Here is a 14,787-nt window from a genome sequence, read left to right on the forward strand (position 1 = left end):
GAACGGCCTTGCCAAAACCGAAAGACGCAACAATAACTGGCCAAATAAAGCGGTTTTAACCCGCCTGTGTATTGAGACGAGAACGGTACCAACGTTGGGAAATATCACTGATCTGGGCAAGCTTCAAAAAGGTCTCGTCCGGAATCCCGGCGCAAATAGCAAGTTGCTGCTCCAGGTTGAACATTTCTTCGGGTGAGTAACGCGGGACGCGCTCCTCGCTGGCCACCTGCACGTCAGGCTCAGGTTCCCAACTATCAATAATCGAACCCGCTGCATCGATATTGCCGTCGAGCCCAAGCGTGCGCAGCGTCTGAACGAATCGCGCATAGGCATCTTGATACCGCGAAAGCGTCGCGGTGTAGTCACAGCGTGACAAGAAGAAGTTGATATCCATTGACGCGGGTAGCTCATGCTCCGCCACAAACGGCAGTGAGAAGAACTCGCACATTTCCCGCACCCTCGAATCGTGCGCAATGAACACGGCAGGCTTACCGGCATGCAGCGCCGGCGTCAAACCATGCATGCGGGCACCGAACACAAAATCCATCGAGCCGAGGAATGCCTTCCACAGGCTATAGTTTGTAAAGTAGCGAACGCGCTTTTGTTTCAACAAAGCCAGCACAGGCGCCAAGTCTTTATAGAAACGCCGCGCCGCATGGATATCAGCCCCGCTGACCTTCCCGGGGTAATAGAGCGCCTGCGCAAGCAGGCCAAAGACCTGCTCGACATAGTAATAATCGTGCTGACTGGCCAGGCGCAGAACGTCGTCGATGCGGCTATGACGATTGCCCTGATAGTTCGAGTAGCACACCGCAACCTTTTCAGGGTTGTGCGGCACCTCCAGCAAGGACGTACGCAGCGAAGGGCCATTCAGGTAGAGGGACGGGCAGCCTAAAGGAACGGCATTCTTGATCCCGAGGCTATTCAGCACGTCCGCTGAATAATAACCGCGCGTCCCCACCACCGGTGACCGATCGGCAATCACACTCAGGTAGCGAACCACGGCAGGAGAAAGCTGCTTGTGGAAGCCGGGCTGATAATCGTACTCCCTGGCTTGAATGGATTCGCCAAGACTGAAAAAAGGAATTTTCAGTTTCTCGATAAAGTCCGTGACGTACGCGTAAGGGTAACCATCCTGGTCATACGGAGGCGGCGCAATTCTGCAAGGAATGAAAAATATCACCTTGGAAAATCGTTCATTGACCTCTTCTGCGGTCATCCGAAAATTCCACGCCTCAACATGACGCCCCGAGGTCAACATGGCGCCGGCATGAGCGTAAACAATATCCCCAATATTGATGAATTGAGAATGATATTGGTAGTTGGCCCCGGTCTTTCTAATGCCCTCAGGCGGAGGGAGGTAACCAATGAGTGTCGGACGCGAATCGGGAGCGGTCATGTATGGGCCTGCAAGAGTCGGGACAAACCCACATCCAAAGGTGTGAGTGGCGCCCACCCTAAAGCGCGAATTTTGTCGATATTGAAATGCCCGGCGTTTCTCACGGCAGGTGCCGGGCCACTGCGCGCCTGCGGCCTGACCGTGAGCTGCCCTGCCTTACCGGCTGAGGCAATCAACTTTTCGGCCAATTCCAGGATGCTGGTTTCCTGCGTTTCACCGACGTTGTAGGCATGGCCCGCTTCGCCCCGGAACAGGATGTGGAACAGCCCGAGCACGGTATCGGAGACATAGCAGAACGGACGCGAGGCGCTTCCATCGGAATCCAGCTGGATATCCCGGTTGTGAAGGACATCGGCAAGCAGATCGGAGATCGCCCGGCCATCGTCCAGCCGCATACCCGGCCCATAGCAATGGGAAATCCGCGCAATCCTGGCATCCACACCGTATTGGGTGTGGTAGGCCTGGCACAGCGTTTCGGCCAAGCGCTTGCTCTCGCCGTAGCAGGCCCGTGGAGCCAACGGGTCTTCCCGGCCAAAATCACCTTCCGCGATCGCATCGGTTTGCCAAGGGTTGTCGCCGTACACCGCACCACTGCTGAGAAACAGAAAACGTGCCTGCTTGTCCCGGGCCAGCTCAAGCAGTGCCCGGGTGCCATCGGTATTGGCACGGATCGTATCGACCGGCCGTTGCAGATAGTCCTTGGGGCTGGCAGGGCTGGCGGCATGGACGATGAAATCCAGCGGTGCAGCAAGGCCGCAGGGCTGGGTGACATCCTGGATCAGAGGCGTCACTTCGCCTGGAATATCCAGCCAGGGCATGCGCTGACGCAGTTTTGCCAGGTCCCGCGCCAGTGCGTACACGTGCACCTTCGCCTGAGGCTGACGCCGATTGAGCCAGACGAGGGCTTCGACGACATGCCCACCAATGAAGCCCGAGGCGCCAGTGACCAGAATATGACGGCCGTGCAGGGCTTCCCAGGGCAGCAGGGCTGCGAGCATCCCGCTCAAGTCCGCAGCGAGAACGGGATCAGGCGTTTTCATAGATGCTATCCAGGCCAATGATGCGCTGCGCTGCAATCCCAAGGTCGAGCAGGTGCTGACGGATGTCCATGGCGAAGCGAATGGAGCAGATGAGGATGGGCAACTCCGCGTGCACTTGCGAATCGTAGGCACACACCACGTGTTTACCCAGGCGCTGCCCCCATTTGGTTTCTGATGAGTCCAGCAGGGCGTGGATATCCAGCGACTCGGCAATCGGTGCCAGATAATTGAGGTAGTCGCCGCCAATGCCGTACACCAGGAACGGGCCGCCGGTTTGCTCACGAAAACGCTGCAGCAGACGCTGCTCGCGTTGCGCTGCCGTAGGCTGCAGGCGGGCGACGAGGCGCACCGAGTCCGAGTAGACCGGCGATTCGTAATGCCCCACGGACAACGCTTCGCAGGTAAAGCCGCAACGTGCGAGCAGCAGGGCCAGCGACGCCGGGGTGAACTGGTGCAGGTGCTCGGGATTGCGATCACTGGCCAGCAGCGGATGCCCGGCCTGGTTCGGCACCTCGATCAGCACACGCCCGTCCGCACTCAGAAGGCTCGCCCAGGCCGCAAGCTCCTGCTCGGGTCGAGCAATATGCTCCAGCACATGGAAGGACACGATCAACTGGTACGGCGTTGCCTCAATCTCGCTGGCTGGCGTGTGGAATACGCGGTCAAGTTTCTGCGTCGCCAGCACCCTGTCCTGCGACAACTCCACACCCTCATAGGTGACGGCAAAGCGCGCCTTGATCTCGCGCCCGAGTTCACCTTCCGCACAGCCGACTTCGAGCACGCGTTCCTTGCCTGTCTTCAGCAAGTCGGATACCGCGGCGACACGTTCACGCATCTTGCGCTTGAACCAAGGCGTGTTCAGATCGTTACGAGCGACCAGCGTTTCATAGTAGCCCGCCTCGTCCATCGGCATCCGCCAACGATGTCCACACAGCCGGCAAGCGGTATATTGCGGGCGGGGCAATACGCGCTCGACCGTTGCGCAGCAGGGGCATGTGTTGGCTGTAGCGGCTGTGTTCATGCGCGCACCAGGCGTTCCAGCAACTGTTGCGGCGAAGGCAATGGCTGCTCATGACTGGCAAATTGACCATAGCCCCAAGCGACTGGCCAGAACTCGACACCATTGGCCGCCGCTGCACGACCGTCTGCGACGGTATCGCCAATGTAAAGGGCCGATTGCGCGGCAATGCCGCCATCCCCCAGCAAGGCAGCGATCATGCCGGCCTTGTCCGTGTAGCGATCAGGGTAGGAGTCACTGGCATACACGTCGCTGAACAGCCCTTGCCAACCCAATGCCGCAATGATGCGCTGGGTCGGCAGCAGACGTTTGTTGGTCGCGATGGACAGACTGAAGCCTTGCTCGCGCAGCTGCTCCAAGATCGCCTGGCAACCCGCATAGGCCGGTGTTTCCAGGCAGGCTTCGGAATCGTAAATGTCCTTGAACGAGGCGCTCAGGGCATCCAGCAATGCTGCGTCGTCACTGCCGCTCAGTGTCGCCAGCGTCTGGCGCAAGGGCGGCCCGATCAGGCTGGCATCGATGGGGCGCATGGCCTGCAGCCCGTGCGCCTTCAGCACACGGGTAAAGCAGACAAGAATGGCCGGCGCCGAGTCCACCAAGGTGCCGTCAAAGTCGAACAGGACGTGGCGTTTCATCAATTGACCTGCTGCCGAACCTGGCGCGATACCGGGGCGATGTTGCCAGCCATTTCTTCCTCCAATACCGCCAGCGGCAGCAAGGGGCTCATGTCTTCCAGCGGCATCGAGGTCATCGAGCCATCCGCCTGCGGAATTGCCGCAACCTTCGGGCTCAACGCCTCATCCTTCATCAACACCACTTCCACGATCATCGGACGCGGCATTTGCACGGCCTCGGCCAGGCCCTGCTCCAGCTCGGCGGCATCGCTGATGCGCTTGAACGGCAAGTGGTAGGCACGTGCCAGTTCTTCCAGGTCCGGCATCCACAAGCCCGCCTCGGGGCCGGTGCCGACATAGCGGCTTTCGAAGTAGTTACGCTGGGTGTTGCGAATCGAGGCATAACCGCCGTTGTTCATCACCACCAGGCAGATCGGCAGGTTGAACCCGCGCAGCGTGGCCAGCTCCTGAATATTCAGTTGCAGGCTGCCATCGCTCTCCACCGCCACCATCGGCTTGCTGCCGTTGGCGAAGCACGCACCAATCGCAGCGGGCAGGCCGTAACCCATGGCGCCCAGGCCAGAGGTCAGGAATACACGCTGGCCTGGGCGATTGCGGAACACGGTGTAGAAGACCTCGACCGCCAACCCCGAGCTGCCGGTGCTGACCAGGGTATTTTCCGGCACGGCGTTGGAAAGCGCGTCTGCAAACTGGAAGTGGCTGATTGGCCCGCTGGCCGCGAAAGGCTTGCCGTCGTTGACGCCATAGCGTGACTTCCAGTCGCGGCAACGTGCCAACCATTGCGGGCGGTTGAACGAGGCACCTTTCAGCGAAGCGGCCAGTGTTTCGATGAAGCTGGCGGCATCGCGGGTAACGGCGACATCGATGTCCATGTCGAGCTTGGCGATCTCGTTGGCATCCACATCCACGACGATCTTGCGTGCGTTGCGCGCAAAGTCGCGCGGCGCATAGGCGGTGATGATGTTGTCCAGACGACAGCCGATGGTGATCAGCAGATCGGCATTCTGTATTGCGAAGTTCGGTGCACGCAGCGCTACCACGCCTGGGCGACCGACATACAGCGGGTGCTCGTGAGGCAGCAGGTCCATTGCATTCCAGGTCGTCACCAGCGGCACGCCCATGCTTTCGATCAAATCACGGAAGGCTGCAGCCGCACCGCTCAAGCGAACGCCATGGCCGGCGAGGATCAGCGGCCGCTGGGCACCGTCAAGCAAGCTGCGGATCTGCTCCAGCGTTGCCGCGTCCAGCGCTGCAACGGGTGCTGTGGCCTCGTCCCAGCCCACCAGGCTGTCGGCATCGATCGGCGCGCCCTGCACGTCCAGCGGTACGTCGATCCATACCGGGCCGGCACGGCCATCTCGCGCTACAAAGACAGCGCGCTCCAACTCGCGGCGAATATCTTCTGGCTGCTGGACGGTCACCGCATACTTGGTGATCGGCTCGACCACGCTGACGATATCCACTTCCTGCACGCCCTTCTGCCGAAGTGGCGCGCCACGCAGCAGGTCGGCACGCTTGACCTGGCCGGAGACGACCAGCAACGGCACCGACTCGATCCAGGCACCGGCAACGGCAGTCACCGCATTGGTCGCTCCCGGGCCAGTGGTGACCATCGCCACACCGATGTTCTCGTTGATCCGGCAGTAGGCTTCGGCGGCAATCGCGGCGGCCTGTTCATGGTGGCAGGCCACCACATCCAGGTTGGGGTGCTTGCCGACCGCGTCGTTGAGGTGCATGGCACCTCCGCCTGGCAACAGGAAGACGTGCTTCACACCCAGATCGGCAATGAAGTCAGCAATGTAGTCTGCAACACGATAGGGGCTTGGCACGTCAGTCCATCCAATAGCTCAAGAGGGTTTTACGGTCGCGATTGGCATTGATCGCTTCGTCGGTATAGAACGAATCATTGCTGAAATGCGTGGAGGACAGCTCTTCGATAATGGCCCCACTCTCGCTGTGGAAGGCATGGCGAACACCCGGCTCGACGGTGACCACATCCCCCGGACGGCAGACCCGCTTGACACCGTCCAGCTGCAGCGTCAGCTCGCCATGCAGGACGTGGAAGGTTTCTTCCTTGCGCTTGTGGTATTGCTCAGGGTGCTGTTGGCCTGGCAGCAGCATCAGCAGTTTCTTGCAGTAACCGCGATTGACCACCGTGAGCATGGTCAAACCGATTTCGTCGAACTGCTCCAGGCCATAGTGGTGGGAGATCTCCAGGTCGACCCGCCCCGGCACCACTACATGGCTGCCGCTCAACTGTGCGCGCACTTGCTGGACAATCGCCCAGACCTTGTCACGCACATCGCGCCGTGTGCTGTTCTGCGTGCTCAGCGCACCATGCTCAGGGATATCCGCCTGGGCAGTGAAGGTGGCGTACTTCGACCAGTCGTTGGCAGTGACCTGCCCGTCTTGCGGCGGGAAGGCAAAATACACGTCGTCTGCCTGCACCACCTCACCCGCGGCAATGGGCCTGCGCGCAAACACACCACGACGCAGGGAGCGCAGGCTGTCGCGTTCACGCTCGTTCACCGGCAGACGCTGCTCGCCTTCACCACACAGCAACAAGGCATATTGCGCCGCTTCCAGCCAGTGCCGAACCTGCTCAGGGCTTGCCGAGTAGGCGTTGATGGGGAATTGCTCGGTGGGCAAGCCGACGTGTTTCTCGAAAATACGCGCGCCCTTGGCCAGCGCGATCTTGACGATATCGGTGTTGTCCGGGTTTTCATGGGTGGAAAAGCCCACGCGCACGTCAGGGTAGCGCCGACGCAGAAAATCCACCTGCGACAGGTGCATGTTGGCATCCGGGGTCGGGTACTCCCCTACGCAATGCAGAATGGCGAAACTCTTTTCCCGGTGGGCTAGGAAGCTGACCAGACGATCGAGCTCATCCAGGGTCGAACCGGCCGTGGAGACGATCAGCGGCTGCTGAGTCTGTACCACGCGTTCCAGCAACGGCCAGTCGCTCATCGAGCAACTGGCGATCTTGATCGCATCCAGCCCCTGCTCTTCGATCACGCCTACCGATGCCTCATCGAACGGCGTGGACAGGCAAAGGAAGCCGTTGGCACGGATTTCCGCCACCAGGGTATCGAACTGCTCACGGGACAAACGTGTCTCGCCGAAACGCTTGATGTACTTCACATCGTCACGGCCGCGCATCGCCGGGTGAATGAAGGTATCCAGGTCACGGTATTGCAGCTTGAAGGCAAAGCGAAACGGGAACGCCTTGCACACCTCGGCAAATGCGCGAATCAGCGCCACGCCATGCGCCACATCGCCCATGTGGTTGTTGGCCATTTCGAGGATGAACAGCGGTTTGTCGAACAACGTACCGGTGTTGGCGGAAGAGGCAGTGCTCATCAGTGGGTTCCTCGATTGAGCCAGGTTTCGATGTGACTGGCCGCATGTTCCAGATGGTCATCGCTCAAGCCCGGCCAGAGGCCGATCCAGAACGTGTCGTTCATGATCTTGTCGGTGACCGGCAGTTCGCCGGAAACCCGGTAGTTCAGCCCCTGCATGTAAGGCTGGCGCGTCAGGTTGCCGGCGAACAGCAGGCGGGTACCCACGCCCTGTTCATCCAGGTAACGCAACAGCTCGAGGCGCTTCACGCCGCTGCCGTCGCGCAGGGTAATCGGGAAGCCGAACCAGGAGGGGTCACTGTCGTGGGTGGCCTGGGGCAGAATCAGTTGGTCCGCACAACCGGCCAGACGCTCGCTGAGCCAGCCGAAGTTGCGTTTACGCGCAGCGACGAAATCATCGACCCGGTCCATCTGCGCCAGCGCGCAGGCGGCCTGCATGTCGGTGATCTTCAGGTTGTAGCCCAGGTGCGAGTAGGTGTACTTGTGGTCGTAGCCTTGCGGCAGGCCACCCAGTTTCCAGCAGAAACGCTTGCTGCAGGTGTTGTCTTCGCCGGGCGCACAGTAGCAATCGCGGCCCCAGTCGCGGTACGACTCGATGATGCGCTTGAGCAACGGCGAGTCGGTGAACACTGCCCCACCCTCGCCCATGGTGATGTGGTGCGCCGGGTAGAAGCTGAGCGTGCCGATATCGCCGAAGGTGCCGACCATGCGCCCCTGATAGGTGGAGCCCAGGGCATCGCAGCAGTCTTCGATCAGCCACAGGCCGTACTTGTCGCACAGGGCGCGGATCACGCCCAGGTCGAAAGGGTTGCCCAGGGTATGGGCGAGCATGATGGCCTTGGTCTTCGGGCCGATGGCCGCTTCGATCAGCGCCGGGTTGATGTTGTAGGTGCCCATCTCGACATCGACAAACACCGGTACCGCGCCAAACTGCAGGATCGGGTTGACGGTGGTCGGGAAACCGGCGGCAACGCCGATCACTTCGTCGCCGGGCTTGATCGCGCGGTCGCCGAGACGTGGCGAGGTCAGCGCGGAAAACGCCAGCAGGTTGGCCGACGAACCCGAGTTGGTGGTGAGTACGCAGCGACGGCCCAGGTACTTGGCCAGGCGCTTCTCGAACGCTTCGTTGAAGCGCCCGGTGGTCAGCCAGCCATCCAGCACGGCCTCGGTCATCGCCTGCAGTTCGCCCGCGCCGATCACCTTGCCGGCAGGCGGAACGCTGCTCTGCCCCGCCACGAAGGGTTTCGGCGCCATCTGCAGATCGGCATAGCGCCCGACCAGTTCGGCAATCTGTTGGCGCAACTGCTGCGCCGTACTGTCACTCATGGGATCCGCCTTGGTGAACCGCGATCTGCTCGCGGGTAACGATGTTCATATCACGCCCTGCGCGCCAGGCCAGATGCCAGTCCAGGGTCTGTTTCAGGGTGTCATCCAGCGACCAGCGGGGCGACCAGCCAAGCATCTGCCGCGCCTTGCTGGAGTCCAGCGCCAGCAGGCCGGCTTCGTGCGGCTGGGCATCGCCGGCAACCGACCAGCGCGCCTCGCCTGGCCAACGTTCGGCAAGGCGCCGGACGATCTCGCCGACGCTGGCCAGCCCTGCGCTGTCAGGGCCGAAGTTCCAGGCTGCGGCGTGTCGCTCGGCATCGGTCAGCAAGCCCTGCGCCAGCTGCAGATAGCCCATCAGCGGGTCGAGTACGTGCTGCCAGGGGCGCGTCGCATCGGGATAACGCAAGATCACCTCTTGGCCATCCTCCCAGGCACGCAAGATATCCGGCAGCAAGCGCTCGGCAGACCAGTCCCCGCCCCCTAGCACATTGCCAGCGCGCGCCGTAGCCAGGGCCACGCCGGTGGTACGCAAGAACGAATCGCGGTAGCTCGCGCACAGCAGTTCGACACAGGCCTTGCTGCTGCTATAGGGGTCGAAGCCGCCTAGGGCGTCCTGTTCCCGGTAGGGCCAGGGCCATTCGCGGTTGTCGTAGCATTTGTCGGTGGTCACCACCAGCACCGCGCGTACCGAAGGCGTGGCACGCACGGCCTCCAGCAGGTTGAGCGTGCCCATGACGTTGGTTGCGTAGGTGTCGCCTGGCGCACGATAGGATTCGCGCACCAGCGGCTGAGCCGCCAGATGCAGCACCACCTCCGGCTGGAAATCCTTCAAGGCACGAGCCAGGGCCGAAGCATCACGGATATCGGCGAAATCGCCGGCTATCTGCTGCTGCAGCTGCGCGGCCTGCCACAACGATGGCGTGGTCGCGGCAGGCAAGGCAAAGCCGCGCAGTTCGGCGCCAAGCTGGCGCAGCCAGACGGCCAGCCAGCCGCCCTTGAAGCCGGTATGCCCGGTCAGCAGGACTCGGCGCCCAGCCCAGAATGCCGGGTTCAGCGCCATAGCTGCCATGCTGCTTCGCCGTTTTTCCAGTGTTCTTCAAGCAGCATGCGATCACGCAGGGTGTCCATCGGCTGCCAGAAGCCACGGTGCAGGTGGCTCATCAGCTGCTCCTCCTTGGCCAGACGACGCAGCGGCTCGTATTCCCAGGTGGTGTCGTCACCTTCGATGTAATCGAGCACGGCCGGCTCCAGCACGAAGAAGCCGCCATTGATCCAACCGCCGTCGCCCAAGGGTTTTTCCTGGAAGCCACGTACCTGCTCGCCCTGCACATCCAGCGCGCCATAACGCCCCGGCGGCTGCACGGCGGTAACCGTGGCCAGCCTGCCGTGCTGCCGGTGGAAGTCGATCAGTTGGGGGATATCGACGTCGGACACACCATCGCCGTAAGTCAGGCAAAAGGTTTCATCGCCAACATAGTCGCGGACACGCTTCAGGCGGCCCCCGGTGGCGGTGTTTTCCCCGGTATCCACCAGCGTCACCCGCCAAGGTTCGGCGTGGCGGTTATGGATATCCATGCGGTTTTCCGCCATGTCGAAGGTGACGTCCGACATGTGCAGGAAGTAGTTGGCGAAGTACTCCTTGATCACATAGCCCTTGTAGCCCAGGCAAATGACGAAGTCGTTGATACCGTAGTGCGAGTAGATCTTCATGATGTGCCAGATGATCGGCTTGCCGCCTATCTCGATCATCGGCTTTGGGCGCAGGTGGGATTCTTCGCTGATGCGTGTGCCCAGCCCACCGGCCAGAATGACTGCTTTCATTATGCTGTTTGTCCGCATTGGTCGGAGGGGTGACAAAAAACTGACCCCTGGCCCTTTATGCTATGCAAAGCAAAACGCATGCCTGCTTTATGCTGGCATTCGCTGCGGAATCGGTTTTATAGGCGAAGGGAATCGAGGCAGGGCTTGGGATGTGTGACAGGGAGGAAATCGAGCGTCGCATGGGCGGCGCTCAACTAATGGGCGACAGAAAAACCGAGGCGAAAACCCCGGCCCAGGCGTCAATCCTCCGCCTGGTCCTCGCCGCCCTGGCGGCTCATGCCGTACTTGCGCATCTTCTCCACCAGCGTAGTACGGCGAATGCGCAAACGTTCAGCCGCGCGCGCAACGATACCGTTGGCGTCGTCCAACGCCTGTTGAATCAGGCCCTGTTCCAGGCTACCGAGGTAGTCTTTCAGGTCCAGCCCTTCAGGCGGCAGCATCGCAGGGTTGCTGAAGTTCGGCGCGTGGCCATTGATTGCCACGCGCTCTTCCAGGTCACTGCGCAGGCTGTCGACCATCTGCTCGTCTTCGTCATCGACGTAGCGGAATTTTTTCGGCAGCTCGGACACGCCAATCACCCCGTACGGGTGCATGATCGCCATGCGCTCGACCAGGTTGGCCAGCTCGCGCACATTGCCGGGCCAGCCGTGGCGGCACAGCGACATGATCGAAGCCGAATTGAAGCGGATCGAGCCGCGCTTTTCGTGCTCCATGCGCGAAATCAGCTCGTTCATCAGCAACGGGATGTCTTCTACCCGCTCACGCAGCGGCGCCATCTCGATGGGGAACACGTTCAACCGGTAGTACAGGTCTTCGCGGAAGGTGCCGTCCTCGATCATGCTCTCGAGGTTCTTGTGCGTCGCAGCGATGATGCGTACGTCGATACTCTGGGTCTTGTTGCTACCCACGCGCTCGAACGTACGCTCCTGCAGCACACGCAGCAGCTTGACTTGCATCGGCAACGGCATGTCGCCAATTTCGTCGAGGAACAGGGTACCGCCGTTGGCCAGTTCGAAACGCCCGGCACGGCTGGTGATCGCCCCGGTAAAGGCGCCCTTCTCGTGGCCGAACAGTTCGCTTTCGAGCAGCTCGGCCGGGATCGCGCCGCAGTTGACCGGCACGAACGGCGCTTCGCGGCGCTTGGAGTGGTAGTGCAGGTTGCGCGCCACCACTTCCTTGCCGGTGCCGGACTCACCCAGAATCAGCACGCTGGCGTCGGTATCGGCCACTTGCTGCATCATCTGCCGCACGTGTTGGATGGCACGGCTGGTGCCGACCAGGCTGCGGAACAGGTTGGGTTCGCGCTGGCGGCCACGCTCGCGGGCCTGGTCGTACATCTCGCGATAGACCTGAGCACGGTGCAGCGAATCCAGCAGCTGGCTGTAGCTTGGTGGCATTTCCAGGTTGGACAGTACCCGGCGACGAAGGTCTTCCGGGAGCTCGGCAGAAGAAATTTCACCTAAAAGCAGAACAGGAAGGAACTCATCCCAACCCGCCACTGTCTTAACGAGCCCTAGGAGATTGCCCGGAGCGTTTACAGCGCCGATGAGCACGCACAGCACTTCACGACTCGAGGACAACGTCTCGACCGCCTGTTGCCAGTCCTGGCTTGAGCAAGCGAGGTTTTCTTCGCCGAGAAAGTTCAGCACCACCGCAAGGTCGCGGCGGCGCGCGCTGTCGTCATCGATCAGCAGAATCTTGGTTTCACGCCACATGCAATAGCAACTTCCCTAGTCATATCGGCGCCCTGCAAGGGCATGCTCGACATCATTCCGACTGAATGGTCAGTGTTCGGACGTCTGAAATTCGAAAACAGCCACTAGTAAAGTCAAAAAGGCCCAAACAGTCAAATTTATGGCGCCTTTTATTCAGTTGTGCGCATATTAACTGAACAGATGATAAACCTTCGAAGCATTTTTCGCTTGGTTGATCTGCATCATCTCTTCGGCAATTGCCTGGCGTTCACCGGTTGTCACATCGATCAGGTTGCGGTAGACCCGCAGCACCCCTTCCAACTTTCCGCGCAGCAACACCTGGTCCATCGCGTGGGTTTCCAGTACCTCGTCGATGCACGCGCGGCACGCCACATCCAGCTTGGCAATGGCATCCCAGTCACGTTCACCCAAGGCGCCGATCAGGGCATCACAGGTGTCATCGAGGCGTTGCAGTGCGGTCACGGTAATCTCCTTCCGTCAGCTGGCGGGCTGGGCGTCGGCGATGCCGTCCCAACCGCTTTTCACGGTAATCAGCAGCTGGGCAACTTCGTCGATAATGCCGGCATCGTTGTCGACGTTGGCCTGCATCAAGCGGTTGGTCATATAGACGTAAAGGGCGTCGAGCTTTTCGACGTACTCCGGGTTTTCGCTCTTTTCAGGCAACAACCCATCGCGCAGGCCGATGATGATGTCGATCGCCTTGCCGAGCATCAGCCCCTTTTCCGCGATGTCGCCACGGGCCATTGCACCCTTGGCTTGCGCCATGCGATCAAGGCCACCCTCCATCAGCATCTGCACCAGGCGATGCGGCGTGGCTTCGGAAATCTGGGCATGGGAATTGACCTTCTGGTACTGACGAAGGGCTCTCATGGGATTCATCTTGCGACCTCGTGACGGGCAGGCTAAAGGGGGGTGATATTCCCTGTATCGGGCAAAAGGCGGAAAACTTTACCGGCCGATGACATGAAGCCGGGCGTCACGCCCGGGCTTCACGCACCGCCCACTGATCAATCGTCGCTCGATTTGTTCAGTGCGTTGAGGGTACTCAGCACCGAGTTCTGCTGCTGACGCAACTGAGTGACCAGGGTATCCATGTTGTTGTACTTGTCCTGCAGGCTTTTCTGCAGGGCTTCCATACGGGCATCCAGCGAGTCCTGCTCGCTCTTGAGCTTGGTCAGGCTCTCGCTCAGGGTCTTGGAGCGCTCGGCGAGGGAGCCAGTGGCGGCTTTGGCGAATGGCTCGGTGACCTTCTGCAGGCGCGCCAGCAAGCCGTCCTTGCCATTGAAAATACTGGTCAGGTCTGCCGCATTGGTCGAGGCAACCTTGTCCCATTTCTTGTCGTCCAGGCTCAGCGCACCGCCATCCTGGGCCGAGGTGACACCGAAGGCCGCGAGCGATTTCAAGGTACCTTTGCCCGACACCGCATTGAGCTCCTCACGAATGGAGGACATCAAGGTGCGCATCGCGGCGTCACCGGTCAGCGCCGCGGCGGTCATGGTGCCGTTGGCATTCTTGGTGACCTTGGTTTCTGCGTTCATGACATTGAGCAAGGCATTGTAGGTATCGATGAAACCCTTGAGGCCCGACTTCAGCGTCGTGGAACTGGTACTCAGCGAAAGGATGGTAGCGGTCACTTCGCCAGAGGTAGCGTTTTTCGGTGAAGTGCCAATCAGCTTGATGTTCAGACCACTGACGGCATCGGTGATGTCATTGGTCTTGGACTTCATGGCAATGCCGTCGAGCGTGTACTCAGCGTCGGCCGGCTCATCGACAACGGTATAGCCCGTATCGATGCCTGAATCGCCCAGCAGCGTAATGTCGGAGCCTTCACCCATCTTGGTCGAGGTGATGATCAAACGCGAGCCATTGGCATCCGTCAGCACGTTGGCGCTGAGGCCCGCCACGCCGAACTGGCTGTTGATGTTATCGCGCACCTGCTGCAGTGTTGCGCCGGCAGGAACGCTCAGATCGTAGTTCTTGTCATTCTGACGAATGGTCAAGGTGGTCGGTGTGCTACCGGCATTGACTACCGAGCCCGCGCCGTTCGCATAGACCTTGGTCGAGATTTTCGACGCAGTCGCCAGCTTGTCGACAATCAACTTGAACGAACCGTTGGCAGCACCGGTACCCATGGTGACGGTCGCGACCTTCTCATCCGAAGACTTCAGGCTCAAACCGCCGAAGCTGTTGGTGTCGGTCATGTTGGTCAAGGCGCCGCGGAAGGCATCCAGGGCCGACTGAATCTTGCCGATAGAGGACAACGTGGTGGTTGCCTTCAGCGTTTGGGTATTGATCTGCGCCTGCTTCGGCGCCTTCTGCGCGGCTACCAGGGAATCGACAATCGCCTGGGTATCAATGCCCGAGCCAATACCGCTGACTGTTGTACCTGCCATCATTGCTCTCCTTGTTCAGTAGCTGCCGGATCCTTGGCGGATAAATCCATCAAATAGATAACAGCAACAAAAATCATGCCA

13 protein-coding genes are annotated in these 14,787 nt (G+C 60.5%); all 13 read right to left on the minus strand.

Features of this window, described 5'->3' with window-relative positions; translation table 11 throughout:
- Positions 1 to 55: 55 nt before the first annotated feature.
- The 13 genes from PC358_RS10895 to fliD all read right to left on the minus strand — a co-directional run bounded on the left by PC358_RS10895 (position 56) and on the right by fliD (position 14,706).
- Positions 56 to 1,399, minus strand: a complete 1,344-nt coding sequence (locus PC358_RS10895; protein WP_033699477.1) for a polysaccharide pyruvyl transferase family protein — start codon at positions 1,397 to 1,399, stop codon at positions 56 to 58.
- On the minus strand, positions 1,396 to 2,475 hold the full coding sequence (locus PC358_RS10900; protein ID WP_241380839.1) for an NAD-dependent epimerase/dehydratase family protein: 1,080 nt from the start codon (positions 2,473 to 2,475) through the stop codon (positions 1,396 to 1,398). Before PC358_RS10900 ends, PC358_RS10895 begins: the two co-directional genes overlap by 4 nt.
- Complete coding sequence (locus PC358_RS10905) at positions 2,426 to 3,352, minus strand: class I SAM-dependent methyltransferase (RefSeq protein ID WP_033699480.1); 927 nt, start codon at positions 3,350 to 3,352, stop codon at positions 2,426 to 2,428. Before PC358_RS10905 ends, PC358_RS10900 begins: the two co-directional genes overlap by 50 nt.
- Before the next feature lie 104 nt (positions 3,353 to 3,456).
- Complete coding sequence (locus PC358_RS10910; protein WP_033699482.1) at positions 3,457 to 4,092, minus strand: HAD family hydrolase; 636 nt, start codon at positions 4,090 to 4,092, stop codon at positions 3,457 to 3,459.
- Positions 4,092 to 5,921 (minus strand): thiamine pyrophosphate-binding protein, encoded by a 1,830-nt coding sequence (locus PC358_RS10915; protein ID WP_033699484.1) that lies wholly within the window; start codon positions 5,919 to 5,921, stop codon positions 4,092 to 4,094. Before PC358_RS10915 ends, PC358_RS10910 begins: the two co-directional genes overlap by 1 nt.
- A 1-nt stretch (position 5,922) precedes the next feature.
- Positions 5,923 to 7,452, minus strand: a complete 1,530-nt coding sequence (locus tag PC358_RS10920) for an N-acetylneuraminate synthase family protein (protein WP_050506088.1) — start codon at positions 7,450 to 7,452, stop codon at positions 5,923 to 5,925.
- Positions 7,452 to 8,777 carry a lipopolysaccharide biosynthesis protein RfbH gene (rfbH, locus tag PC358_RS10925; protein ID WP_033699487.1) on the minus strand — a complete coding sequence of 442 codons (1,326 nt, stop codon included), beginning with the start codon at positions 8,775 to 8,777 and terminating at the stop codon, positions 7,452 to 7,454. Before rfbH ends, PC358_RS10920 begins: the two co-directional genes overlap by 1 nt.
- Positions 8,770 to 9,837 (minus strand): CDP-glucose 4,6-dehydratase, encoded by a 1,068-nt coding sequence (gene rfbG / locus PC358_RS10930; protein ID WP_033699488.1) that lies wholly within the window; start codon positions 9,835 to 9,837, stop codon positions 8,770 to 8,772. Before rfbG ends, rfbH begins: the two co-directional genes overlap by 8 nt.
- Positions 9,828 to 10,598, minus strand: coding sequence for a glucose-1-phosphate cytidylyltransferase (gene rfbF, locus PC358_RS10935; RefSeq protein WP_033699490.1), 771 nt, complete (start codon positions 10,596 to 10,598; stop codon positions 9,828 to 9,830). The genes rfbG and rfbF overlap by 10 nt, the downstream gene beginning before the upstream one ends.
- A 239-nt stretch (positions 10,599 to 10,837) precedes the next feature.
- The gene (gene fleQ / locus PC358_RS10940) at positions 10,838 to 12,313 is read right to left on the minus strand and encodes a transcriptional regulator FleQ (protein ID WP_033699493.1); all 1,476 of its coding nucleotides are present in this window, start codon (positions 12,311 to 12,313) and stop codon (positions 10,838 to 10,840) included.
- Between the two features lie 168 nt (positions 12,314 to 12,481).
- Positions 12,482 to 12,775 (minus strand): flagellar protein FliT, encoded by a 294-nt coding sequence (gene fliT / locus PC358_RS10945; protein WP_033699495.1) that lies wholly within the window; start codon positions 12,773 to 12,775, stop codon positions 12,482 to 12,484.
- Between the two features lie 15 nt (positions 12,776 to 12,790).
- On the minus strand, positions 12,791 to 13,192 hold the full coding sequence (fliS, locus tag PC358_RS10950) for a flagellar export chaperone FliS (protein WP_033699497.1): 402 nt from the start codon (positions 13,190 to 13,192) through the stop codon (positions 12,791 to 12,793).
- Positions 13,193 to 13,320: 128 nt separating this feature from the next.
- Positions 13,321 to 14,706 (minus strand): flagellar filament capping protein FliD, encoded by a 1,386-nt coding sequence (gene fliD, locus PC358_RS10955; RefSeq protein WP_033699499.1) that lies wholly within the window; start codon positions 14,704 to 14,706, stop codon positions 13,321 to 13,323.
- Positions 14,707 to 14,787: the final 81 nt, after the last annotated feature.

Origin of the sequence: Pseudomonas capeferrum, from assembly GCF_000731675.1 — a bacterium.
In the GTDB taxonomy this organism is placed as follows: domain Bacteria; phylum Pseudomonadota; class Gammaproteobacteria; order Pseudomonadales; family Pseudomonadaceae; genus Aquipseudomonas; species Aquipseudomonas capeferrum.